General features: G+C 38.1%; 20 protein-coding genes, 1 tRNA gene and 1 pseudogene. 14 read left to right on the top strand and 8 right to left on the bottom strand.

Features of this window, described 5'->3' with window-relative positions; genetic code table 11:
* Window positions 1-604: 604 nt before the first annotated feature.
* Together rpsT and acnA are read right to left on the bottom strand one after the other, a co-directional pair.
* Window positions 605-871, bottom strand: coding sequence for a 30S ribosomal protein S20 (rpsT, locus tag BARBAKC583_RS06240; protein WP_005768036.1), 267 nt, complete (start codon window positions 869-871; stop codon window positions 605-607).
* 208 nt (window positions 872-1079) lie between these two features.
* Window positions 1080-3767, bottom strand: a complete 2688-nt coding sequence (acnA, locus tag BARBAKC583_RS06245; protein ID WP_005768038.1) for an aconitate hydratase AcnA — start codon at window positions 3765-3767, stop codon at window positions 1080-1082.
* Between the two features lie 293 nt (window positions 3768-4060).
* On the opposite strand from acnA, the gene ccmA reads away from it, so the two are divergent.
* The 5 genes from ccmA to BARBAKC583_RS06270 are packed head-to-tail and all read left to right on the top strand — an operon-like array spanning window position 4061 to window position 7012.
* Window positions 4061-4687 carry a heme ABC exporter ATP-binding protein CcmA gene (gene ccmA, locus BARBAKC583_RS06250; RefSeq protein WP_005768040.1) on the top strand — a complete coding sequence of 209 codons (627 nt, stop codon included), beginning with the start codon at window positions 4061-4063 and terminating at the stop codon, window positions 4685-4687.
* Window positions 4684-5349 carry a heme exporter protein CcmB gene (ccmB, locus tag BARBAKC583_RS06255; protein ID WP_005768042.1) on the top strand — a complete coding sequence of 222 codons (666 nt, stop codon included), beginning with the start codon at window positions 4684-4686 and terminating at the stop codon, window positions 5347-5349. Before ccmA ends, ccmB begins: the two co-directional genes overlap by 4 nt.
* A gap of 43 nt (window positions 5350-5392) precedes the next feature.
* Window positions 5393-6172 (top strand): heme ABC transporter permease, encoded by a 780-nt coding sequence (locus BARBAKC583_RS06260; RefSeq protein WP_011807442.1) that lies wholly within the window; start codon window positions 5393-5395, stop codon window positions 6170-6172.
* Complete coding sequence (gene ccmD / locus BARBAKC583_RS06265) at window positions 6160-6411, top strand: heme exporter protein CcmD (protein WP_005768047.1); 252 nt, start codon at window positions 6160-6162, stop codon at window positions 6409-6411. Before BARBAKC583_RS06260 ends, ccmD begins: the two co-directional genes overlap by 13 nt.
* The gene (locus BARBAKC583_RS06270; protein ID WP_005768049.1) at window positions 6386-7012 is read left to right on the top strand and encodes a DsbE family thiol:disulfide interchange protein; all 627 of its coding nucleotides are present in this window, start codon (window positions 6386-6388) and stop codon (window positions 7010-7012) included. Before ccmD ends, BARBAKC583_RS06270 begins: the two co-directional genes overlap by 26 nt.
* A 259-nt stretch (window positions 7013-7271) precedes the next feature.
* Here the strand turns inward: BARBAKC583_RS06270 and BARBAKC583_RS06275 are convergent, their stop codons facing one another.
* On the bottom strand, window positions 7272-7811 hold the full coding sequence (locus BARBAKC583_RS06275; RefSeq protein ID WP_005768052.1) for a GcrA family cell cycle regulator: 540 nt from the start codon (window positions 7809-7811) through the stop codon (window positions 7272-7274).
* A 431-nt stretch (window positions 7812-8242) separates the two neighbouring features.
* On the opposite strand from BARBAKC583_RS06275, the gene BARBAKC583_RS06280 reads away from it, so the two are divergent.
* Genes BARBAKC583_RS06280 through BARBAKC583_RS06290 form a run of 3 tightly spaced genes read left to right on the top strand, consistent with a single transcriptional unit; the run spans window position 8243 to window position 11406 of the window.
* On the top strand, window positions 8243-9448 hold the full coding sequence (locus BARBAKC583_RS06280) for an aspartate aminotransferase family protein (protein WP_005768054.1): 1206 nt from the start codon (window positions 8243-8245) through the stop codon (window positions 9446-9448).
* A 5-nt stretch (window positions 9449-9453) separates the two neighbouring features.
* On the top strand, window positions 9454-10386 hold the full coding sequence (argF, locus tag BARBAKC583_RS06285) for an ornithine carbamoyltransferase (RefSeq protein WP_005768057.1): 933 nt from the start codon (window positions 9454-9456) through the stop codon (window positions 10384-10386).
* Window positions 10387-10416: 30 nt separating this feature from the next.
* The gene (locus tag BARBAKC583_RS06290) at window positions 10417-11406 is read left to right on the top strand and encodes an Hsp33 family molecular chaperone (RefSeq protein WP_005768059.1); all 990 of its coding nucleotides are present in this window, start codon (window positions 10417-10419) and stop codon (window positions 11404-11406) included.
* 424 nt (window positions 11407-11830) lie between these two features.
* On the opposite strand, the gene BARBAKC583_RS06295 is transcribed toward BARBAKC583_RS06290, so the two are convergent.
* Both BARBAKC583_RS06295 and BARBAKC583_RS06300 read right to left on the bottom strand, forming a co-directional pair.
* Complete coding sequence (locus BARBAKC583_RS06295; RefSeq protein ID WP_172952863.1) at window positions 11831-12406, bottom strand: Smr/MutS family protein; 576 nt, start codon at window positions 12404-12406, stop codon at window positions 11831-11833.
* A 57-nt stretch (window positions 12407-12463) separates the two neighbouring features.
* Entirely contained in the window at window positions 12464-13156 is a 693-nt protein-coding gene (locus tag BARBAKC583_RS06300; RefSeq protein WP_005768063.1) for a Tim44/TimA family putative adaptor protein, read from the bottom strand.
* A gap of 211 nt (window positions 13157-13367) precedes the next feature.
* Here BARBAKC583_RS06300 and BARBAKC583_RS06305 point away from each other — a divergent pair, with 211 nt between their 5' ends.
* Window positions 13368-13901, top strand: coding sequence for an FxsA family protein (locus BARBAKC583_RS06305; protein WP_005768066.1), 534 nt, complete (start codon window positions 13368-13370; stop codon window positions 13899-13901).
* 102 nt (window positions 13902-14003) lie between these two features.
* Complete coding sequence (gene secB, locus BARBAKC583_RS06310; RefSeq protein ID WP_005768069.1) at window positions 14004-14483, top strand: protein-export chaperone SecB; 480 nt, start codon at window positions 14004-14006, stop codon at window positions 14481-14483.
* Between the two features lie 527 nt (window positions 14484-15010).
* On the opposite strand, the pseudogene BARBAKC583_RS06315 reads toward secB, so the two are convergent.
* Window positions 15011-16324, bottom strand: a pseudogene (locus tag BARBAKC583_RS06315) (malic enzyme-like NAD(P)-binding protein); the annotation flags it as partial.
* Window positions 16325-16521: 197 nt separating this feature from the next.
* On the opposite strand from BARBAKC583_RS06315, the gene mutS reads away from it, so the two are divergent.
* A complete protein-coding gene (mutS, locus tag BARBAKC583_RS06320; RefSeq protein WP_005768075.1) occupies window positions 16522-19266 on the top strand; it encodes a DNA mismatch repair protein MutS in 2745 nt (914 codons plus the stop codon).
* A gap of 98 nt (window positions 19267-19364) precedes the next feature.
* On the opposite strand, the gene BARBAKC583_RS06325 is transcribed toward mutS, so the two are convergent.
* Together BARBAKC583_RS06325 and BARBAKC583_RS06330 are read right to left on the bottom strand one after the other, a co-directional pair.
* Window positions 19365-19440 (bottom strand) — tRNA-Ala (locus tag BARBAKC583_RS06325).
* A 124-nt stretch (window positions 19441-19564) separates the two neighbouring features.
* Complete coding sequence (locus BARBAKC583_RS06330; RefSeq protein ID WP_005768077.1) at window positions 19565-19942, bottom strand: TIGR02300 family protein; 378 nt, start codon at window positions 19940-19942, stop codon at window positions 19565-19567.
* Window positions 19943-20127: 185 nt separating this feature from the next.
* Here BARBAKC583_RS06330 and aroA point away from each other — a divergent pair, with 185 nt between their 5' ends.
* From aroA to rpsA, 3 genes are all read left to right on the top strand, one after another.
* Window positions 20128-21453, top strand: a complete 1326-nt coding sequence (gene aroA / locus BARBAKC583_RS06335) for a 3-phosphoshikimate 1-carboxyvinyltransferase (RefSeq protein WP_005768078.1) — start codon at window positions 20128-20130, stop codon at window positions 21451-21453.
* Complete coding sequence (gene cmk, locus BARBAKC583_RS06345; protein WP_005768080.1) at window positions 21450-22097, top strand: (d)CMP kinase; 648 nt, start codon at window positions 21450-21452, stop codon at window positions 22095-22097. Before aroA ends, cmk begins: the two co-directional genes overlap by 4 nt.
* A 134-nt stretch (window positions 22098-22231) precedes the next feature.
* On the top strand, window positions 22232-23932 hold the full coding sequence (gene rpsA / locus BARBAKC583_RS06350) for a 30S ribosomal protein S1 (protein WP_005768082.1): 1701 nt from the start codon (window positions 22232-22234) through the stop codon (window positions 23930-23932).
* Window positions 23933-24112: the final 180 nt, after the last annotated feature.

Below are 24112 nucleotides of genomic sequence, written 5' to 3' on the forward strand. Positions count from 1 at the left end.
GACTTCTTATCCTCCCCCAGGACATCACCCTCACGGCTTCATTGATAAAGATGACCAATAAATTTACCTTACACTGATCATACGATACGTTCTTCCATACGGAGATATATAAATAAGGAAACTCAAAAACCAAACACAAAGCCTATTTAAATCAAAGATTTACACAATCCTGGATTAAAAAATTTCCTACTCAACACCATAATACTGAGCTGACATAAATCTTGTGCATTTTCAATTTCCACAAGAACCATACAAAACAGCAGAGGTAAAATGCAAGAGGTCAAAATAAAATCAAAAGACCAAAAAAATCCGCAATAAATTTATAATTTTATAAAAGAATAAGAAAACTTATTGATTCAATTAACTTTTTTTTACAAAAAATTTACCAATAATAAAAAATCTGCTCATGTCAAAAAAAATAAAAAAAAGCTTGACAAAAAAAGACTCTATTAAAATCCACAATTCTTGTGGATAACTATCTGGATTTCATAAATTTAGTATATTTTTAAATGGGTAAACCATTTTGCAATATAATCCAGCAGTAAATAAAAAAAGCCAGTACCTCACGGCAGGTACTGGCTTTCTATATCAAATGAAAAAAGCTCTAGGCGCTGATTGCTTTCAAACGTTTTACCAAACGTGACACTTTCCGTGCTGCAGTATTTTTATGCAAAACCCCTTTGGAAACTGCGCGCATAATTTCAGGTTCACAATTTCTAAATGCCGTTTCTGCAGATGCTTTATCACCCCCAGCCAAAGCATCATTAAACTTACGAATAAAGGTGCGAACGCGAGAACGGCGAGCTTTATTAACTTGCGTGCGTTTTGCGATCTTATTCACCGCCTTTTTAGCCGAAGGTGTATTCGCCATAAATGAATCTCTCTTTTCTACTCATCGGTAAAATGAGTCTAAGCCACATCGATACCGAAACAAATAATAATTAAACTAAAGCTATCTGCTAATTGTGAGCTTATAACGTAACCTTAAGGTTGACGTCAATTAAATTCTCAAAAACCAAGAGTAAAAATAAAGCGCTTTTACCACGATTTTATTAAGCTCTTAAACAGATATGCTCTGTTTAAACCACTAACTGACGCAAAACATACTGCAAAATGCCACCATGATGTAAATAATCTAACTCATCTTCAGTATCGATACGGCACAACAAGGGCATAATTTTTACTGTTCCATCCATAAAAGTGATTGTAGCTTTAGTCTTTTGACGAGGTTTCAAATCATTGATTCCCTCAATCGTTACCTGTTCATCTCCTTTTAAGCCAAACGACTGCCAACTTGCACCTTCTTCAAACACAAAGGGAACAATACCCATACCAACAAGATTAGACCGATGAATACGCTCAAAGGATTGAGCAATTACAGCCTTTACACCAAGAAGATTAGCGCCCTTAGCCGCCCAATCACGAGATGACCCATTGCCATATTCAATACCTGCAAAAACAACAAGTGGAACTCCGTTCTGCCTATATGACACTGCTGCATCATAAATTGTTGTTTCCTGCTTTGATGGATAATGAATTGTATACCCCCCTTCACGACCATTTTCTCCTAGCATAAAGTTACGAATGCGAATATTGGCAAAGGTTCCACGCATCATAACTTCGTGATTCCCACGACGCGTTCCATATTGATTAAAATCAGTGACTTTAACACCGTTGTCAGTCAAATATTTTCCAGCAGGTGAATCAAGCTTGATCGAACCCGCAGGGGAAATGTGATCAGTTGTAATTTTATCACCAAACAAACCCAAGATTCGTGCATTTTTAATATCTGCTAATGCACCAGGAACTTTTTGCATATCCTCAAAATAAGGGGGATTACGCACATAAGTTGACTGATCATCCCAGGAATAAGTTACACCAGCAGGAACCTGAACTTTTTGCCAATTTTCATCCCCCTTAAACACATCAGCATATTTCTCAACAAAAATTTCACGCGTAACATTTTGTTCGATAAATTCCTGTACTTCTTCAGAAGTTGGCCAAATATCTTTTAAATACACCGGTTGACCGTCTGAACCTTCACCAAGAGGCTCCTTAGTTAAATCTTTACACACTGTCCCTGCTAAAGCATGGGCAACAACCAACGGTGGCGAAGCCAAATAATTTGCTTGCACATCAGGCGACACACGTCCCTCAAAGTTGCGATTACCTGAAAGAACTGCTGCAGCAATTAAACTATTATCATTAATCGTTTTAGAAATGGCTGGATGCAACGGACCAGAATTTCCAATACATGTTGTACATCCAAACCCTACTAAATTAAATCCTAAAGCATCTAAACCTTTTTGAAGACCTGAACTAAGAAGATAAGCCTCTACCACTTGTGAACCCGGTGCTAAAGACGTTTTAACCCATGGTTTGCTTTTAAGACCTTTTGCAACAGCATTACGCGCCAAAAGACCCGCTGCAATAAGAACACTAGGATTTGACGTATTCGTACAAGAAGTAATTGCAGCAATCACAACATCCCCATGACCAAGATCATAGTGTTCATTCTCAACCCTATAACGATCATTGTGGCCACTGACTTTCTTATAATCCTCAACTAAGGCCATTTTAAACCCCTGCCCTACACTTTCCAACGCAATACGTCCTTCAGGACGCTTGGGGCCAGCCATAGAGGATACAACGCTTCGCATATCTAATTCAATTGTATCACTAAAAACAGGGTCAGCTGTACTTTCATCATGCCACATCCCTTGTGCCTTAGAATAAGCTTCTACCAAAGCAATTCGATGTTCATCGCGCCCTGTCATATTGAGATAACGCACTGTTTCTTTATCAATGGGGAAAAAACCACACGTCGCTCCATACTCAGGTGCCATATTCGCAATCGTTGCTCGATCCGCTAGTGTCATATGCTCTAAACCAGGACCAAAAAATTCAACAAATTTACCAACGACACCCTTCTTACGTAGAATTTGCGTAACCATCAAAACTAAATCAGTAGCAGTTACACCTTCCTTCAACTTCCCTGTCAAACGGAAACCGATGACTTCAGGTAACAACATTGAAACCGGCTGTCCTAACATTGCCGCTTCTGCTTCAATACCCCCAACACCCCAGCCTAAAACACCTAAACCATTAATCATCGTTGTATGCGAATCGGTTCCCACACACGTGTCAGGATAAACTGTCTGACAATCATTCTCATCCTTCATCCACACACATTGCGCCAAATATTCCAGATTGACCTGATGACAAATCCCTGTTCTCGGAGGAACAACACGAAAATTTTGAAAAGCCTTCTGTCCCCACTTAAGAAAACGATAACGTTCACCATTACGTTCATATTCACGCTCAACATTTTGACTAAATGCTTTCGGATTCCCAAAATGATCAACGATAATTGAATGATCAACAACGAGATCAACAGGAATAAGAGGATTGATTTTGTTAGCATCACCCCCAAGATTAACCATAGCATCACGCATTGCAGAAAGATCAACAACAGCAGGAACACCAGTAAAGTCTTGCATTAAAACGCGTGCAGGGCGATAAGCAATCTCTGCACCAGCACGACCTTTATCACCTAACCATTTAGCGATATTGAGGATATCCTCTTTCTTGACTGTGCGACCATCTTCAAATCGTAACAAATTTTCAAGAAGAACTTTCATCGAAAATGGCAAACGGGAAGCATTTTCAAGTCCATTTTTTTCCGCTTCAATTAAGCTATAATAAATATATTCTTTGCCACCAAAATTTAAAATTCTGCGACAATTAAAACTATCAACTTGAGACATGGCTATTCACCCTCATACTATCAAATCACTCGCTTCCCAGAATGAATAATACAAACCACAAGCCAAGTCGCAACTTGAATGCGGGTATAAAACTTTTCCGCTATCCATTCCCCGTCTTCTCACTAGCAAATTTGGAGATTAGCCCCAAAATCTGTTTCACACCAATCATTAGTGTAGTGCATGCTTTATAGAATTATTCTTAGAACTATTCTAGATACAATTGCACAAAAAATATGTTTTTTGCTTTATAATACAATAAGAATTACAGAGACAAAGGAGAGAATAAGCAATCCATGATGTTATTGGGCAAAAATTTAACAGCGTATAGAAATGAAAAAATTCTCTTTCAAGGCCTTTCTTTTTGTTTATCCACGCAACAACTCATGACAATCACAGGTCCAAATGGCATTGGAAAATCTACATTGCTACGAATCATTGTCGGTCTTCTTAAAACTTCTGAAGGTCATGTCGTGCTTCAGGACCAAAAACAAACATACCCTGTAGCAGCTGCATGCCATTATCTTAGTACCCAAAATGCCATGAAAGCTTTTTTATCAGTTATCGATAATCTGAAATTTTGGGCAGAATTTTATGGTCAAAATCTTTGCCAACCTTATGAGGCCCTTGCAGATGTTGGTCTTGCCGATCTTGGACATTTACCCTTCAACGTTTTATCAACTGGTCAAAAAAGACGCGTAGCTATCGCTCGCCTCTTATTATCTTATCGCCCTATTTGGATTTTAGATGAGCCAATATCCGGGCTGGATAATCATGCTCAAGCTATCTGCGCTAATCTTTTTCAACATCATCTCAACCGAGGCGGAATGATTATAGCGGTAACCCATACGCCTCTTGGTCTTCCTGAAAACCATATGATTACTCTAGAGAATTTTTTACCTTCCCAGGAGAGAGTAGAATGAAAGCTCTATTCTGGCGCGATCTCAAACTAACCTTAGCTCCACAAAATTCTTTATTAACAGGGCTTTTGTTTTTCATTGCCATCATTATGATGACCCCTTTTGCTATAGGGCCAGATCCAGACATTCTTGCACGAATAGGTCCAGGCATGTTGTGGCTTGGGGCTCTTTTCGCAGGACTCCTTAACCTTAACAAACTTTTTCAAACTGACCATGATGATGGAAATCTCGACCAATTTATCCTCTTTGACCAAAGGCAAAGCTTAGCATTAATTGTTTTTACCAAATGCCTTGCTCATTGGTTAGGAACCATGCTGCCCATCATTTTTGTGACTCCTATTTTGGCATTTACTCTCTATTTGGATATGACGACAATTTTTGCGACAATGCTTACCCTTTTATGCGGAACACCTGCTATCATTTTTATTGGCTCTATTGGTGCGGCATTAGCAATATCACTTTCACACAGTACTATCCTTATTTTTATCATCATTTTACCATGGACAATTCCAATAATGATCTTTGGCATTGCAACTGCCACAGCTCCAACAACACAAAATGTTTCTTTTTTTACTGCCCTGGCTTTTCTTATAGCCTTTTCACTCTTTTTTAGTGTATTTAGTTCTTTTGTAGCAGCGATAACACTTAAATATTTATCAGAGTAAAAAAGAAATTGTCGCGAAACCAAAGTCTGCCTATTATAAATTTATGGATAAATTATCGCACAATAAAAACACGAAATTGGCCTTCGCAAATTCAACCCGTTTCATGCAGGTCAGCAGCACTATTTTGCCTTGGTTAGCTAGTATCACAGTGTTTTTGCTTATTCTAGGTCTAACTTTGGTTATACATTCTCCTCATGATTATCAACAGGGAATTACTGTCAGAATTATGTATATTCACGCACCATTTGCGTGGTTATCTACACTCTGTTACATCATGATGAGCGCCGCCGCACTCAGCAGCTTAGTTTGGGGTCATCACCTTGCTAGTATAGCCCTTAAATGTGCTGCACCTATTGGAACAATCTTTACAGCCTTGGCTTTAATGACAGGAGCTCTTTGGGGGCGTCCCACATGGGGAACATGGTGGGTATGGGATGCTAGACTGACATCAGTTTTGATCCTATTTTTTATCTACCTCGCTATTGTCATGCTCTCTCGCGCTTTTCATAACCAGGTCAAAGCTGCATATGCTATAGCAATTCTGACACTCGTCGGATCAGTCAATATCCCCATTATCAAATTTTCTGTCAGTTGGTGGAATACACTCCATCAACCGGCATCACTATTACGCGCAGGTGGCACAACAATTGACAGCACCATGTTATGGCCATTGATAACAATGACTCTTTGTTTTACTTTTCTGTTCATCATATTGCATTTACTGGCTATGCAAAATGAAATCACTTACCGTTATATACAAACACTTCAAAATAAAGCAGCCGACCGCACTCAGAACCAGGACTCTTCGTTATGCTCGACCTAAATAACATCCAAAATCAACATTTGGAAAATTTTTCTCAACGCATTGATCGTCTCCTCGGTACCCTTCATCATGAACAGATTGTTGTCTTAAGCTATGTACTTTCTGCAATAATTCTTCTTTGTCTCATTGGACATATCATTCGTAAGAGCGCACACCAAAAAAAGATCCTGCAACAACTGCAAACAAAAGAGCTGATTTGGAAAGAAAAATACAATGAAAACCGCTCCATCCAAATCTAGAAAAAAAATGTCTTGGCTTGTTTTATTGAGCCTTTTTGGACCATTCTTGCTATTTCTCCTTCTGATCACGTTTTTTTTTAGCTCTATAGATAAAAAATATCTCTATGATGCCTCTTTCATTCCGAACGCATTCATTAGAAAACCAGCTCCTAAAATTCACCTTCCTTTATTAAATAATGAGAATTATTTAAATTCAGAAGAATTTAAAGGACGCGTAACATTGGTTAATTTTTGGGGATCTTGGTGTCCACCTTGCCGTCAAGAACACCCCATTCTCATGGAAATCGCAAAAGATCAACGTTTTGATCTTATTGGAATTAATTATAAGGATAATAAAGATAACGCCCAACGTTTTTTAAATAATTTTGGTAACCCTTTTAAATATGTTGGTTTTGATGCTTCAGGGTACACCGCTATCAACTGGGGCATATATGGACCACCGGAAACTTTTGTTTTAAACAAAGACAGCGTTATTATCGCTACACATATTGGCCCTTTAACATGGCAAATTTATCAGCAAAAAATCCTACCCAAAATTGAACAAGCCATAGCGACTATACAAAAATCATCCGATGATAAATCACTCATTTTACCCAAATGAACTGTTAAAAATCGAACAAAGCAGAAATTCTGCTTTGATTTAAATTATGTACGCTTAAAAATACATGTCTATTTTTCTTGTTGCACTCAAGACCTACTCATATTTTGTTGAAGAAAATTTTTCATCTTCATTTCAATAAGAAGCTCAAATCTCAAATAATGAAAATAACAGCATCTTCTCAAAGAAAGAAAATTTATATCCACCAAATCAAAACTTAATTAATGCAATCTGATGTTCAACTCAAAATATATTGCGAGCATTACACTCTTGCCCGCCGTCTTTCTGAAATTGGTTGAAATGCTATCTTAGCATGAAAAACACAATAAGGACTGCCTTCCCCGGAATCAGCACCACAAAAATGAAAATCTGATAATAAAGGATCCCCAACCGGCCATCTACATGTATTCTCACTCAGTTGCAAAAGATTAAGATGACGCGCCATAGGAACAACGACTTTTGATGTTGCAGAGACATCATTATTTTCTGTCGTGTCATGCGTCATAAGATCTACTTTTAAAGCTGTTGTTCTAACACTACAAGACGGAGAAATTTCTGGCGTTACCGATGGCGTAACACGATGCACTCTAGATACTGAAGATACTATATCAGCGGTAAGTGTTTTTTGCGCACGCGACACTACCTGCACTGTTTTAACACGTCCTGGTAATTTTAAGCGATGTACTTTACCGATTACAGCATTCCTGCTAACCTCACCTAACTGAGCAGCGATTTGACTTGCACTTAAACCTTCATTCCAAAGCTTCTTAAGCAGTTCAACGCGCTCATGTGTCCAACTCATACCAGAACTCCATTCCGATCATTCCATTGAGGTATATTCAAAAGCACCTCAAATGTATTAACCATATTTAAAACAGTTTAACGAAGTATCTTAATACTTTGAAACAAAGCATTCGAAACTTCATTGAACCCGTGAGATTTGCAAACGGATATATAATCTCGTTTGTTAATTTAAACTACAATGTCCAATAACTCTATGACAAGAGCCTTTCCTTCTTGAAGTGTGCTTTTAAGGTGTTTTCCCCAACTTGCAGATCAATATCATAAATAAACCTTTGTATTTATTTCGACTCTTGTACGCAAATACAGTTTATTGAAACCTTTTATTAATTAGCGCGATAGTCTATCATTAATAAAGCATTGATTACATTGCTTCACAAATGCAGCGTTGTTTTATTTATCATGAACAGTGCTCAGAAAAAGGAAATAATGATGAGCACAACCTCTGCGCAGTCACTTTATAATAGCTTTAATCGACGTAATTTACATTTTACACAAGGCGATGGTGTATGGCTTATTTCTGATAAAGGAGAGCGTTACCTTGATTTTACATCTGGCATTGCTGTCAATGTTTTGGGATATGGTCACCAAAAACTGATTAATGCTCTTAAAACACAAAGTGAAAAACTCTGGCATGTTTCTAATCTTTTTCAATCCCCTGAACAAGAGGCTCTTGCTATGCGTCTTTGTGCGAATAGCTTTGCCGATAAAGTTTTTTTCTGTAATTCTGGTGCTGAAGCACTGGAATGTGCATTTAAAACTGCTCGCCGTTACTATTATACCCTAGGTCAACCAACGCGTGTTGAAATTATTACTTTTGAAGGTGCATTTCACGGTCGTACACTTGCAACGCTTGCAGCCGGTGGACAAGAAAAATATCTTGAAGGCTTTGGCCCTAAGGCTGGTGGCTTTGTTCAAGTTCCCTTTAATGACGAAAAAGCTTTGCGTAATGCCATTAATAACAATACAGCAGCCATCCTTATTGAACCCATTCAAGGAGAAGGAGGATTGCGGATAGTCCCTCATGAAACTTTAAAGTTTTTACGCAACCTATGCGATGAGAATGATCTGTTATTAATTTTGGATGAAATTCAAACCGGAATAGGACGAACAGGAAAATTATTCGCTTATGAATGGAGTGATATCACACCCGATATTCTTACCCTTGCAAAAGGACTAGGAGGAGGCTTTCCATTAGGAGCCTGTCTTGCAACAGATAAAGCTGCAAAATGTATGATACCAGGAACTCATGGCTCAACTTTTGGAGGTAATCTTCTTGGCATGGCTGTTAGCAATAGCGTCCTTGATATTGTCTTAGAACCAGGCTTTCTTGATCATGTTCAACACGTAGCCAATAAACTAAAACAAGGACTTTCAACCCTTCTTGATACTTATCCTGATGTGATCAGCGCAATTCAAGGAACAGGCCTTATGATAGGTGTTCAATGTGTAGTCCCTCAACAAGAGCTAATCACTGCATTAGAAAATGAACATATTCTAAGCGTTGGTACAAGCAAAAATGTCGTACGCTTTTTGCCCCCTCTTATAATAACTGAAGACGAAGTATGTGAAGGCTTGCATCGTATTAAAAAAGCAATTGATCATCTTTCGCAAACTAACAAAGAAAGACAAATATAATATCTATGACACATGCTCTTCGTCACTTCACCGACTTATCTATTTTAACTCCACAAACAGCGCGCACTCTTATCGATTACGCCAAAACCCTCAAAAAAACTTTTAAAGAAGGAAAAGCCTCAAAACCCTTTGTTGGAAAAACACTGGCAATGATTTTTGAAAAACCATCAACACGCACTCGCGTTTCATTTGATATTGGTATGCGTCAGCTTGGTGGGGACACGCTTATGTTAACAGGTTCAGAAATGCAACTTGGCCATAGTGAAACTATCGCTGATACAGCACGCGTATTATCGCGTTTTGTAGATATTATCTTATTGCGTACTGCAGCACATCACCGAATGCTTGAATTGGCGCAATATGCCCAAGTTCCTGTTATTAACGCCCTTACAGATGACACACATCCTTGCCAAATTTTGGCGGATATTCTTACTTATGAAGAACATCGTGGCCCCATTGCTAGCAAAATATTCGCTTGGGTAGGAGATGGTAACAATGTTCTCCATTCTTTGATTGAAGCAACAGCTCTTTTTGATTTTCACTTACGCTTTGCGACACCACAGGGGAGCGAACCACAAGCACGATATATCAACTGGGCACGTGAACGAGGCGCTCATATTACATGCACCCATAATCCGCAAGAAACTGTCGAAAATGCTGATTGCATTATCACTGACACGTGGATTTCTATGGGACAAGAATTTCGTGCTCGCAATCACTCGATTTTTCAACCCTATCAAGTTAATGAAGCCTTAATAAAACTAGCGAAACCTGATGCTCTTTTTATGCATTGCCTTCCTGCTCACCGTGGCGAAGAAGTTGTAGATTCTGTAATCGATGGACCACATTCTGTTGTATTTGATGAAGCTGAAAATCGTCTTCACATTCAAAAAGCAATTCTTTCTTGGTGTTTACAAGATGCGTTCTTCTCCACATAATAATTTGTCAAAACCAAACATAAAAAAGATATGAAAAAAAAATCCGACCAGACTAAAAATGACATCCATTTCAATGACATTGACTTAAACAGAGAGGATACTGTCATCCCCTTTCAAGTTGAAGGACTTGACACCCGTGGACGAGCTGTACAACTCGGAGAGGTTTTAAACTCTATCCTTACACAACATCAATATCCTGAACCTGTTTCATATCTTTTAGCAGAAGCTTTAGTTTTAACTGTTCTCCTCGGCACATCACTTAAACTTGAAGGCAAACTTATTTTACAAACCCATTCCGATGGGCCAGTAAATATGTTAGTATGCGATTTTACAGTTCCTTCTAATCTACGAGGTTATGCACGTTTTGATGAAGAACGCTTAAAACAAGCAATCATTGACAATCAGACATCTCCAGAAATGCTGCTTGGAAAAGGCACTTTGGCCTTCACTATTGACCAAGGAGCCCATATGCAACGCTACCAAGGAATTGTTGCATTAGATGGATCAAATTTACAAAAAGTTGCCTGTACTTATTTTGACCAATCAGAACAAATTGCGACCAATATCCGTTTAGCGGTCGCTACATTAATTCATCGTGACCAGCAAGGACAAATGAAGAAAAGCTGGCGAGCAGGAGGTATTTTAACACAACTCCTGCCTCAAGCATCCTCTCATCAAAAAATACAAGAAGTCAAAACCCATAACCAACTTGAAGACCAATGGCAAGAAGTTAAGGCGCTTACTGAAACCATTGAAAATACAGAACTTACTGACCCTCAAGTGGGAACTGGACGATTATTATTCCGCCTCTTTCATGCACAAGGTGTTAAAGTTTTTAAAGCCTTCCCAATTGTTGCTCAATGTTCTTGTTCCCACGAGAAAATTAAAGAAATATTAGATGGATTTTCTTCAGAAGAACGAATTCAAATAACAGAAAATGAAAAAATTTCCGTTACATGTGAATTTTGCTCAACAATTCATCATTTCAAACCACAAGAACTGTCTGAAACAAAAACGTAAAAATATTTTCTGTGATGAGAAAAATTTTATTCTCTCATTAAAGAATAGCAAAAAACACGGATTTTTCGCCTTTCGGAATATGAATATCAATGCTGTCTTTATCTCTGCACTTAACCTATATGCCTGTAAAATAAAGATAACTCATCAGCGCTACCTTAAATAAGGAATCAAGAGGAAATTTTAGAATTCGTTACAGATTAACCTCGGAAAATTTATAGTTTTCCTATCGCTCACAAATATATGAAATTATTTTCATTAAAATGGATAGAACAAAATAATTTGCACTATATTGCCCTTAATCAATCGAAAGAAGCAAAACTGTAATGTAAAAATCGCCTTTTATACCCTACAGCGTCTCTCCAAAATATTACCCGAAAACATCATACTCTATGCAACTGGTATAAAGCCAAAAGCATTATGCCCTTTAGATAGAACGACGCAGCCAAACATAAAGCGCACCCCGGCCACCATGCTGGGGACTAGCTTGCTCAAATGCATAAACATAGCATCGAAAAACCGCCGTTGATAACCAATGAGGAACAAACCGATACAAAGCACCATCACTCCCATGTGATCGGCCTTTTCCTGTTATAACCAAAACATGACTCAATCCACGCTGCTGAGAAGACTGAAAAAATTCTTTTAAAGAAAAATAAGCCTCATCTTGTACAAGACCATGGAGATCAATCCGTGCTTCGATAGGACGGTGACCTTTCGCAACTTTACGATATATTGCGCGATTGAAATGCTGTATTTTTTCTGTTTGCGCAACCATCTCCTTTCTTCCCCTAACCATCGCTGATCTTTGTTGAGGTTCTTGAAAGAGTGGAGCGACCTGTGCCACTTGTAATTTTTTATTTCCGATATTCTCAATATCTTTTTGCACGGAAGGAGATAAATCTCTATGAAGAGGTATGACAGTCTGACAAACCTTTTCCCACAACAAACGATCTTGTGCAATCAATAGCTTTAGTTTTTCTTCCCATTCATTTATGGCCACTTGATCTTCCAACTTTATTGAATCTTATTCAAAACACCAAATAAACAAAAAATTATTTTAACTTTCATCTTCCGTTGCAAAAAGCTTCCAATTTGGATTTTTCGATACACTGTCACGAACAAAAGTCCAGACATCTCTGATTTCTACAATAGCTTCAGGATCACCATCTATACGCTCTTCTTGCTCATTATAAATCACGGAAATAATTTCACTGACAATACGCACAGTGAGCAACTCTTCTCTTTTTTGCATTTCTGCTGCAATAAATTCAACCTTATTAATCCCAACAAAAGTAAATTGAATTCTTTCATTTCTTTTTTCGCGCTGTTCAATAGCCTTACAAAAACTTTCAAAAACATTTTGAGAAAGAAGTTCTTTAAGCTGATCGCGATTGCCTTGCGCAAAAGCTGTCATGATCATTTCATAGGCAACTTGAACACCATTTATGAAAAATTGAGGAGAAAAACTAGAATCAGCCTGACGAATAGCTCGCAAACCGTCATTTAATGCGCTTCCTTTTGGTGCAATTGCGTCAATGTCACTAAAATCACCCTTTTGCGCATTAATTTGCTGAGGAAATGAGGTAATATCACCTGTTGTATCTGCTTCAACCTGTTTTTTAGAATGACCAGAATAAGGATTGAAAGGAGGTCTTTCAAAACCAGTACGTTTACCTAATACATTACGTAATTGTACAAAAACAATAACCATAACAACAAGAGCAATCACAAATACAACATCAAATCCCATGATTGTCGTCAATCTCCAAACCTAAAAATGATCCATAAAAACATTGCAATCAATAACATCTATCAATACACATGTAAAATAAGTTAATTCGCCATTCAAAGCCATTCAAAATAGTGTTAATTAAATTGTATTTATGATTCCCTGTTTAAGTTAAAACAATAGTGCTTATATAAATTCTTTCTATATAAAATATTGAAAAGGGAATTTTCGCGTGACAAAATTTTATCATATAAAACCCCGCTTTTTACTGATTATTGTCCTTTGCGCTCTTTTTGTCGAAATTACTGGTTTTATCCTCGTTGGAAGGGAAATTGGGGTTTTAGCAACTTTAAGTTTAATCTTTTTGACAATGATAAGTGGGAGCATTTTACTCCGTATTTATGGCATTAACCTTCTTAAAAATATACAACGTGATCTTATTCAAGGGCATATGCCAACCCATAATATAAGCGATGAAGCTTTTATTCTTATTGGTGCAATTTTACTCATTATTCCTGGTTTTGTAAGCGATATTATAGGAATATTACTTCTTATAAAATCAGTACGCACTTGTGCTCAATCCCTCCTCTCATTATTAAAAAATAAAACCAATGCTAACGCTAAAACAACTACTCAAAATAAATTTGAAAATATAATTGAGCTTAACGCAGAAAATTATCAAAGCTATGATGCTAAAGAATCTCCTTGGCATAAAAGCAATGATAATCATTCAAATGAAAAAAACTTAACAGACACAGAAAAATAATAAAGATAATGAGGACGTTTCTTGCAACCTTTTGCAAGGCATGATAACCAACTTATTTTTAGAGTTAGAACAAATTATCTAAGATAATGAAAGGTTTTTAATATGGCTCAAGGTGGTGAAATAAATAATGATAATGAAAAACCTATTTTCGCTGTATTGACTCAATATTTGAAAGATCTCTCATTTGAGAATCCAAACGCTCCTCGGTCATTGCGTCCACGGGAAAAATCACCCAAAATTGACATCAATATTAACGTTGATGCTAATCCAGTTGGTGATGATAATTACGATGTTGTCTTATCACTTTCAGTCAAAGCCGATGATGATAATGACATATTGTTTCATGTAGAACTAGTTTATGGTGGTGTTTTCCATATTCAAAATATCCCACAAGAACATATTATGCCGCTGGTTTTCATTGAGTGTCCCCGTCTTTTATTTCCTTTTGTACGGCAAATTATATCTGATGCGACTCAAAATGGTGGCTTTCCACCTCTGTGGATCGATCCAATTGATTTTGTAACTCTATTTCAACGACGTATTACTGCAGAGCAAAAAGATAAACCAACACAATCGTCCTAACAGTCTTTTAGCACAATCATGTGTACTCTGTTGTTGCTTTTCTTATCATTGGTAAGATCATAAAATTAGGTATTTTTGTTTTTTTAGCAAGATTTGTCGAGAATATAGGTAGTATCATATTTATAAAATCTGTATCATATCCATTCAAAAGTTCATAATAGCGCTTCACCAATAATCTTGGACATTATACTAATCATTTAAGGTAATGATTAGCCAGGCTTCATAAAATGAGTTGACCCTGTTAATCGCATTAAAGGATATTGCTACATCGCCTCTATAATAGAGGCTCCATTTGTATGAAAGATAACTACACTCTTAAAATTCCATAGCCTTCTTGTTGTTTACAAAGCTGAAATTTGGAAATGCTTACAATATTTTTCATTCCTGATAATCCTAATCCATTGATAAAAGAAATTATTTCTTCAAAGATCTCAGCATTTTTTAGCACGACCAAGAGTATCTTTAACCTGTTTTTTTATTTCTAATGCTTAATGAACATGACAATTAAACACCATCTATCATAAAAATGGGTCACGTCTAGCATTCAAATCATGCTTATAAGCCTCTAAATTATTAATATTCTTTTTGGCAACACCACTTTCCATAGCTGCACAGGCTACTGCAGTTGAAACAACTGAAAGCAAACGAGGATCAAATGGAACGGGTATGATATAATCCGGACCAAATTTCAATCGACGGCCATTATAAGCTTCCATAACGCTCTCCGGCACTTCCTCACATGCCAAATCTGCAATAGCTTTTGCTGCAGCAATTTTCATGTGTTTATTAATAATTGTCGCACGGACATCAAGTACACCACGAAACATATACGGAAAACAAAGAACATTATTAATCTGATTAGGATAATCTGATCGACCTGTTGCTATGATAGCATCATCACGCACTTGCATAACCTCTTCCGGTGTGATTTCTGGATCAGGATTAGCCATAGCAAAAATAATCGGCCGCGGGGCCATTGACTTTACCATTTTTCCGGTTAATGTGCCTTTCGCTGAAACCCCGAAAAATATATCAGCACCCTCCATCGCTTCAGCAAGAGTGCGTTTATCTGTTTTAGTAGCATGAGCAGATTTCCAAGGATTCATGCCCTCTTCACGACCTTCATAAACAATCCCCTTCGTATCACATAATAGGATATTTTCAGGTCGGAAACCGATCTCCTTAAGCAATTGAATACAAGCAATACCTGCAGACCCTGCACCATTGCAAACCAACCGCGTATTCTCTATATTGCGTCCTGTTAAACGCAAAGCATTTATCATACCAGCAACCGCAACAATTGCCGTTCCATGCTGATCATCGTGAAAAACAGGAATATTCATTATCTCACATAAGCGATTTTCAATAATGAAACAGTCAGGTGCTTTAATATCTTCAAGATTAATACCACCAAAAGATGGCTCCAAATGACGCACTAAATTGACAAAACTTTCCGTATCATTCGTATCAACTTCCAAATCAATGGCATCAATACCAGCAAAGCGCTTAAAAAGCACTGCTTTTCCTTCCATCACTGGTTTAGATGCTAAAGCACCCAAATTTCCTAAACCTAAAATAGCTGTTCCGTTTGATATAACAGCAACAAGATTACCTTTGGCTGTATAATCATAAGCCAGCTCAGGATTTTGAGCAATTGCTTTAACAGGCACAGCAACCCCTGGCGAATAAGCAAGTGCCAAATCATGCTGCGTTTTCATAGATTTTGTCGCAACAATTTCGAGCTTTCCAGGTCGACCATAACTATGAAAATCAAGAGCTTTTTGTTCATTTTCACTATAAACCGCTTTATGGGTTTTGTAATCTTGCTCACTTTTTTTCATTTTACTTATTTTTCTCCAAAAATAGTATAAATCTTGCTTGGCTTATAGGTTCAACTATTTGATTTTAAATTTGATTCATAGTCCAGAAACCATTATGCTCATTCTCTATAGGTAATTTACCATATATTTTCATTCACAGATAATGAAGATATGGACTGAAGTAAATAAAAAAGACGTAAAGGGATAAGCGCAGAAAAATGGAAAAAGGGACTGAACATAAAAGTAACGTAACTCTACAGTCTTTCACCTCATCTAGCACACATCAAGAACGTCTTACCCCCATGATGGAGCAATATATAGAAATCAAAGCAGTCAATAATGATTGCCTGCTTTTTTACCGTATGGGTGATTTCTATGAATTATTTTTCAATGACGCAATTATCGCTTCTCAAGCCTTAGGAATTACACTTACAACACGCGGCAAACACTTAGGTAAAGATATCCCAATGTGTGGTGTTCCTGTTCATTCTGCTGATGATTATTTGCAAAAACTCATCGCTTGTGGTTATCGAGTTGCTGTATGTGAACAAATGGAAGATCCTGCAGAAGCAAAAAAACGTGGCTCAAAATCAATCGTTCAACGTGAAGTTGTTCGCCTTGTTACGCCTGGAACCATAACAGAAGAAAAGCTCCTTGATCCAACACGCGCAAATTATCTAATGACACTTGCCCGCATCAAAACTAGTGATAGAGAAGAATTTGCTTTGTCTTGGATTGATATTTCCACTGGCATATTTCGTGTTACAGAAAGTCATCATGAAAAGCTTTTAACAGATATCATGCGCGTAGACCCGCAAGAAGTGATAGTGGCCGATTCATTGTTGCATGACAAATCTCTGAAATCACTTTTTAATGTTCTTGGTCATATCATCTCACCTCAATCAGCTACTCTTTTTGATACAATCACCGCTGAACATGATATTTGCAATTATTTCAAATTATCAACCCTTGAAGGCGTTGCTGATTATTCACGCCCTGAACTTTCAGCTATTGCTGCTGCTATTCGTTATATTGAAAAAACACAAATCACCCATCGCCCCCCTCTCATGCGTCCCGAACGCCAGAATGAAAAAGCGACTCTCTTCATTGATGCTGCTACCAGGCTTAACCTTGAACTTATTCGAACCACATCTGGCCAACGCGACGGAAGTTTGTTAAAAACCATTGACCGCACAGTTACAGGAGGTGGTTCACGTCTTCTTGCTGATCGCTTAATTTCTCCCCTAACATCTCCTGAAGCTATTGATAAACGCCTTGATTCAATTGCCTTTTTCTTGCGTAATACTTCTCTTTCAGAAGCTGCCCATCTTATTTTGAAAGGGGGGCCAGATATGTCGCGTGCCGTTTCACGTTTAGCTCTTGGTCGAGGAGAACCACGTGATATCGCTACAATTCGGCGTGGTTTTGAAATTATTAGTGAGCTAAATCAATTACTCAATAATAAATTGCTTCCCCAAGAAATAAGTGATGTGAAAGAAGTGTTTTCACGCTTACCTACTGCCTTGCATATTCGTCTCAATCAAGCATTGACTGATGATCTTCCACTTCTTAAGCGTGACGGAGGATTTATTCGCCCTAATTATCACCAAGAGCTGGATAAAATGCGCAATTTACGTGATGAATCACGCCGCATCATTGCGGAACTTCAAGTACGATATGCTAAAGAAACGGACATTAAAACACTTAAAATCAAGCATAATAATGTTTTAGGTTACTTCATTGAAGTTACAACCTTACAAGCATCCGCGCTCACGAATAATCCACAAGCAAAAGCGCATTTTATTCACCGACAAACAATAGCGAATGCTATGCGCTTCACTACAACAGAGCTTGCTGAACTTGAAAGCCGCATTGCCCATGCAGCAAATCACGTTATAACGCTTGAGCTTGAAATCTTCGATATGCTTGTGAATGAAATTATCGCACAAGCTGATTTCATTCGTAAAGTTTCTGAAGCACTTGCTGTTTTAGATGTGTCTGTTGCTTTAGCGTATTTAGCTGAAGAACAAGGATATTGTCGTCCAATCATTGATAATTCTCTAACCTTTCATATCACTGCAGGACGCCATCCTGTCGTAGAGCAAGCACTACGAAAACAAGCAATAGAACCATTTGTTGCCAATGACTGTAATCTCTCTGCGAAAAACAATCACCAATATGCAGCAATCTGGTTGTTGACAGGTCCAAATATGGGAGGCAAATCAACATTTTTGCGACAAAATGCCCTTATTGCTATTATGGCACAAATGGGCTCATTTGTACCAGCTACTTCGGCCCATATCGGTGTTGTTGATCGTTTATTTAGCCGTGTCGGCGCTTCTGATGATCTTGCACGAGGGCGCTCAACCTTTATGATGGAAATGGTTGAAACAGCAACTATTCTTAATCATGCAAGTAGCCACTCTCTTGTGATTCTCGACGAGATTGGACGCGGTACATCAACTTTTGATGGCCTCTCAATTGCTTGGGCAGCTGTTGAATATCTTCACGAAGTTAATCATTGTCGTGCCATTCTCGCCACGCATTTTCACGAAATGACAGCACTCACCAAGAAACTCGACCGCCTTCATAATGTAACCATGAAAGTCAAAAATTGGGAGGGTAATGTCATCTTTCTTCACGAAGTGACTGAAGGAGCTGCTGACCGATCTTATGGAGTACAAGTTGCAAAGCTTGCTGGACTTCCCGAAGAAGTTATTACCCGCGCAACAGACGTTCTCCATCAATTAGAACAAAGCGAAATGGCTGGAAAAGGGCACAAATTAATTGATGACTTACCCCTATTTAATCTTCAAACAATATCCACCACACATAAAAAAACAGATAAATATGACGCAATTAAAGAAGCTTTAAAAAATATCCATCCTGATGAGCTTTCACCTAAAGATGCTTTAGAAGAACTTTATCGTCTTAAAAAACTTGAAAAAGAATCATCTCTTTAAGAGAGATTTAATAACTATTATATATACAGCGCTTTTTAATCAGTACATAAACCTGATTTCAAATGTTTATGCTACAAAGAAAAGTATACTGATATTTTTGGTGGAGCTAAGCGGGATCGAACCGCTGACCTCTTGCATGCCATGCAAGCGCTCTCCCAGCTGAGCTATAGCCCCACAAAAAGCAGATTCTCTTTCAAAAACAAGATAAAGCATAAAACGAAGTTCTTAGAACGAGAAAAGTCTAAGATCAAGAAGAATTCGTCTTCAATAAAAAGAATACAAAATTCTCTTGCCTTTTTTAAACATTATCATCACTAAGAACATTATTACCAAGGATATCAGTCATATCGTCATCCTCATCACTTTCATCATGAGACAAGAACGTATCTTCATCATCCCCGAGATCTACATCTTCATCCACTAAATCAGGAATATCATCATCTTTAGAATCGTCAACACCTTCTTCAAGTAACATAAAGGCAGACTTTTCTACTGTATCAAGCTCTTCAGTGTCAGCGTCTTCTTCACTACCTGCCTCAGCGGCTACAACCTCAAAATAAGATCGTGGATAAGAAATCCCCGTATAAGGTGACACTATAGGATCACGATTAAGATCATAAAACTTCTTTCCCGTTTCTGGGTCAACACGCTTAGTTCCAAGTTCTTTATTTGCCATGGACCGTGCCTCTTCAGTTAGTTATTTCATTTTAAATGACAAGTTTTTACGGTGCTTAAGCGAAAAACAATGTGTTTGTCAAAGATAAATGTATATTCTGCACGAATTTTCTTATGAAGCTTATCACAGCATGTGCTAACAAGTACCTAATTCTGTCAAATTTAGATAAAATCGATATAGTTTCCATGCAAAATGCAATACCTGCAACAGCTCAAAAATCAACTGCTCTTTCTGGAAAAATTAAAATACCAGGTGATAAATCAATCTCTCATCGATCTCTTATATTGGGGGGATTAGCAAATGGTGAAACACATATTCATGGACTTCTTGAAAGCGATGACATTTTGCATACAGCTGCAGCCATGCAAGCGATGGGTGCTCATATTCGTAAGGAAAACGGTATTTGGATTATCCGCGGAACTGGTAATGGCTGCCTATTGCAAGCACAAAAACCTTTAAATTTTGGCAATTCTGCAACAGGAGCCCGCTTAATCATGGGAATGGTTAGTTCCTATCACATGAAAACAACTTTTACAGGCGACGCTTCCTTATCCAAACGTCCGATGGAGCGTATCCTCAATCCACTGCGTTTAATGGGTACCAATATTGAAGCAACATCGAACAATTTGCCTTTAACACTTTATGGCCCCAAAATGGCTAATCCAATTTGCTACCGCCTGCCTATAGCCTCTGCCCAAGTTAAATCATCAATCCTCCTTGCTAGCCTGAATACAGCTGGCATTACAACCGTTATTGAACCCATTCTTACCCGGGATCATACAGAAAAAATATTAGAATTATTTGGTGCTAAACTTGATATAGAAACAAATAAAGAGGGCACGCGTTTCATCCATATGCACGGCCAGCCACATCTTACTGGACAAAGTATTGATATCCCAGGTGATCCCTCATCTGCTGCTTTTCCACTCATTGCTGCTCTTCTTATTGAAGATTCCGATATCATAATTGAAAATGTTCTCATAAATAGCTCTAGAATCGGTCTTATCCAAACATTGTGGGAAATGGGAGCAAAGATTGAATTTTTAAACCAACGCCAACAAGGTGGAGAAAATATTGCCGATCTGCGTGTTAGATCATCAGTGTTAAAAGGTGTTACTGTACCAAAAGAACGAGCTCCCTCAATGATTGATGAATATCCTGCTTTAGCAGTAGCAGCAGCCTTTGCTGAAGGTAAGACGACCATGCTCGGAATTGAAGAACTGCGTGTTAAAGAATCAGACCGGCTTTCTACTATTGCGCAAGGATTAAAAATTAACCATGTAGATTGCGAAAAGGGTGTAGATTTTCTCATTATCCATGGACAAAACTCATCCAAAGGTCTAGGTGGTGGATGCATCAAAACACATCTTGATCATCGTATTGCAATGTGCTTTCTTGTTTTTGGGTTGGCATCAGAAAAACCTGTTACTATTGACGATAGACGGGTAATTGCGACCAGCTTTCCAGCATTTATCCCCTTAATGAACCAGCTTGGAGGCAAAATTCATTGAACCCTTTTGTCATTGCAATTGATGGCCCAGCCGCTTCTGGTAAAGGCACTTTAGCACGCAAAATTGCTGCTCATTATCATTTTCACCATTTGGATACTGGCCTCACCTATCGTAGCGTTGCTCATGCACTTTTACAACAAGGATTGACTTGTGATGATGAAACAAGTGCCATTGCACATGCAAAAAAACTTGATCTTAACATTTTAAATCCAAATCTTCTCAATGCTCATGAAATTGGCGAAGCCGCTTCAAAAATAGCAACTATACCAGCTGTACGAAAAATTCTTGTCGCTAAGCAACGGGATTTTATCAAAATTCCTCCAGGAAGCGTGCTTGATGGACGCGACATTGGCACCGTTGTTTGTCCCGATGCAGATATAAAATTTTATATTGTGGCCAATATTCAAACACGCGCAAAGCGCCGTTATCAAGAAATTTTAAAAAGAGGAAGACACGCAGATTATCAGAAAATCCTTGCTGATTTAAAACAGCGCGATGAACGCGATATGACTCGTCAACAAAGTCCTCTTAAATCAGCAGAAAACGCCCACTTGCTTGATACATCCGAATTGAGTATAGAAGAAGCATTTGCAGCTGCTTGTACATTGATTGATCCTCTCATAAAAGCCCGAGCAGCTCTGTAGAATCATCAAGGTGATTTCCATATCTAGCGCTAATTTTTCTTCCCATTTAAAGGAAAAAATTATGGAATGATCCTATGTCAACACTAACCCAGCGCTAATGCCTTTTGTAATAAAGGTATGTATTAGGAGTTTTTATGTCACAGTACAATCCCATGGTAGAGGATTTTGAAGCCCTTTTAATGGAATCTTTCCAAACCAACGATCTCAATGAAGGATCTGTTGTTAAAGGTCGTATCATCGCAATCGAAAAAGACATGGCCATTATTGATGCTGGCCTTAAGGTAGAAGGACGTATTCCTCTTAAGGAATTTGGTAACAAAGGTAAAGACGGTTCGTTGCAAATCGGCGATGAAGTTGAAGTCTACATTGATCGCATTGAAAATGCGATGGGTGAAGCTGTTCTATCACGTGAAAAAGCACGTCGTGAAGAAAGTTGGTTCCGTCTTGAAGAAAAATTCAATGCCGGTGTGCGTGTGGATGGAGTTATCTTCAGCCAAGTAAAAGGTGGATTTACTGTTGACCTTGATGGTGCTGTTGCCTTTTTACCTCGTAGCCAAGTTGACATTCGCCCTATTCGTGATGTTGCCCCTTTAATGCACAATCCACAATCGTTTGAAATTTTGAAAATGGATCGTCGTCGTGGCAATATTGTTGTCTCACGCCGTACCGTCTTAGAAGAAAGTCGTGCTGAACAGCGTTCAGAAATTGTTCAAAACCTTGAAGAAAATCAAATCGTTGAAGGCGTGGTCAAAAATATCACTGATTATGGTGCTTTTATTGATCTTGGTGGAATTGATGGTCTTTTGCATGTTACCGACATGGCATGGCGACGTGTTAGCCACCCCTCTGAGATCCTGACAATCGGTCAAACGATTAAAGTTCAGATTATTCGTATCAATCAAGACACACATCGTATCTCTCTCGGAATGAAACAACTTGAAAATGATCCGTGGGATAGCATTAGCGAAAAATATCCAGTGGGTAAAAAAATCACTGGTTCTGTTACCAATATCACAGATTACGGTTGTTTTGTTGAAATCGAACCAGGAATCGAAGGACTGATCCATGTTTCTGAAATGAGCTGGACGAAGAAAAACATTCATCCTGGAAAACTCCTTTCTACATCACAAGAAGTAGAAGTTGCTGTTCTTGAAGTTGATCCTTCTAAACGGCGAATTTCCCTTGGTCTCAAGCAAGTATCCGAAAATCCATGGGTGGCTTTCTCCAATAATTTCCCTATAAATTCGCAAGTTGAAGGGGAAGTCAAAAATAAGACAGAATTTGGTCTCTTCATCGGCCTTGAAGGTGATGTTGATGGTATGGTTCATCTTTCTGATCTTGATTGGAATCGTCCTGGTGAGCAAGTCATTGAGACTTATAACAAAGGTGACGTCGTTAAAGCTGTTGTTCTTGATGTTGACGTTGAAAAAGAGCGTATCTCTCTAGGAATTAAACAGCTTTCCTCTGATAAAGTTGGAGAAGCAGCAGCCTCTGGTGAGCTCCGTAAAGGTGCTGTCGTTACCTGTGAAGTTATTGGAATCAATGACAATGGTATTGATATAAAATTGGTTAACCATAATTTAGAAACAACCATCCGTCGAACTGATTTGGCACGTGATCGTGATGAACAACGCACTGAGCGTTTCTCTATTGGACAGAAAGTTGATGCCTGTATTACTGCATTTGACAAAAAAACGCGTAAGCTTTCAGTATCCATTAAAGCCTTAGAAATTGCGGAAGGAAAAGAAGCTGTTGCTCAATATGGTTCAACAGATTCAGGAGCTTCCCTTGGTGATATTCTCGGTGCTGCATTAAAAAAGCAAGAACAAGATTAATCATCAATTATTAAGAATGAAGACCGCCTATTTGGGCGGTCTTTTTTTATCCATCAATGGAACATCTTCTTAAGAATTCAATTATTTGTCTGGTAAGACAATTTCAAACATTTTCGGACAAAAAATTATTTTTTCTATGTACCGTTCATTATTAGGATAAAATGCTAAAAACTTACTGGA

It is taken from the genome of Bartonella bacilliformis KC583, from assembly GCF_000015445.1.
In the GTDB taxonomy this organism is placed as follows: Bacteria; Pseudomonadota; Alphaproteobacteria; order Rhizobiales; family Rhizobiaceae; genus Bartonella; species Bartonella bacilliformis.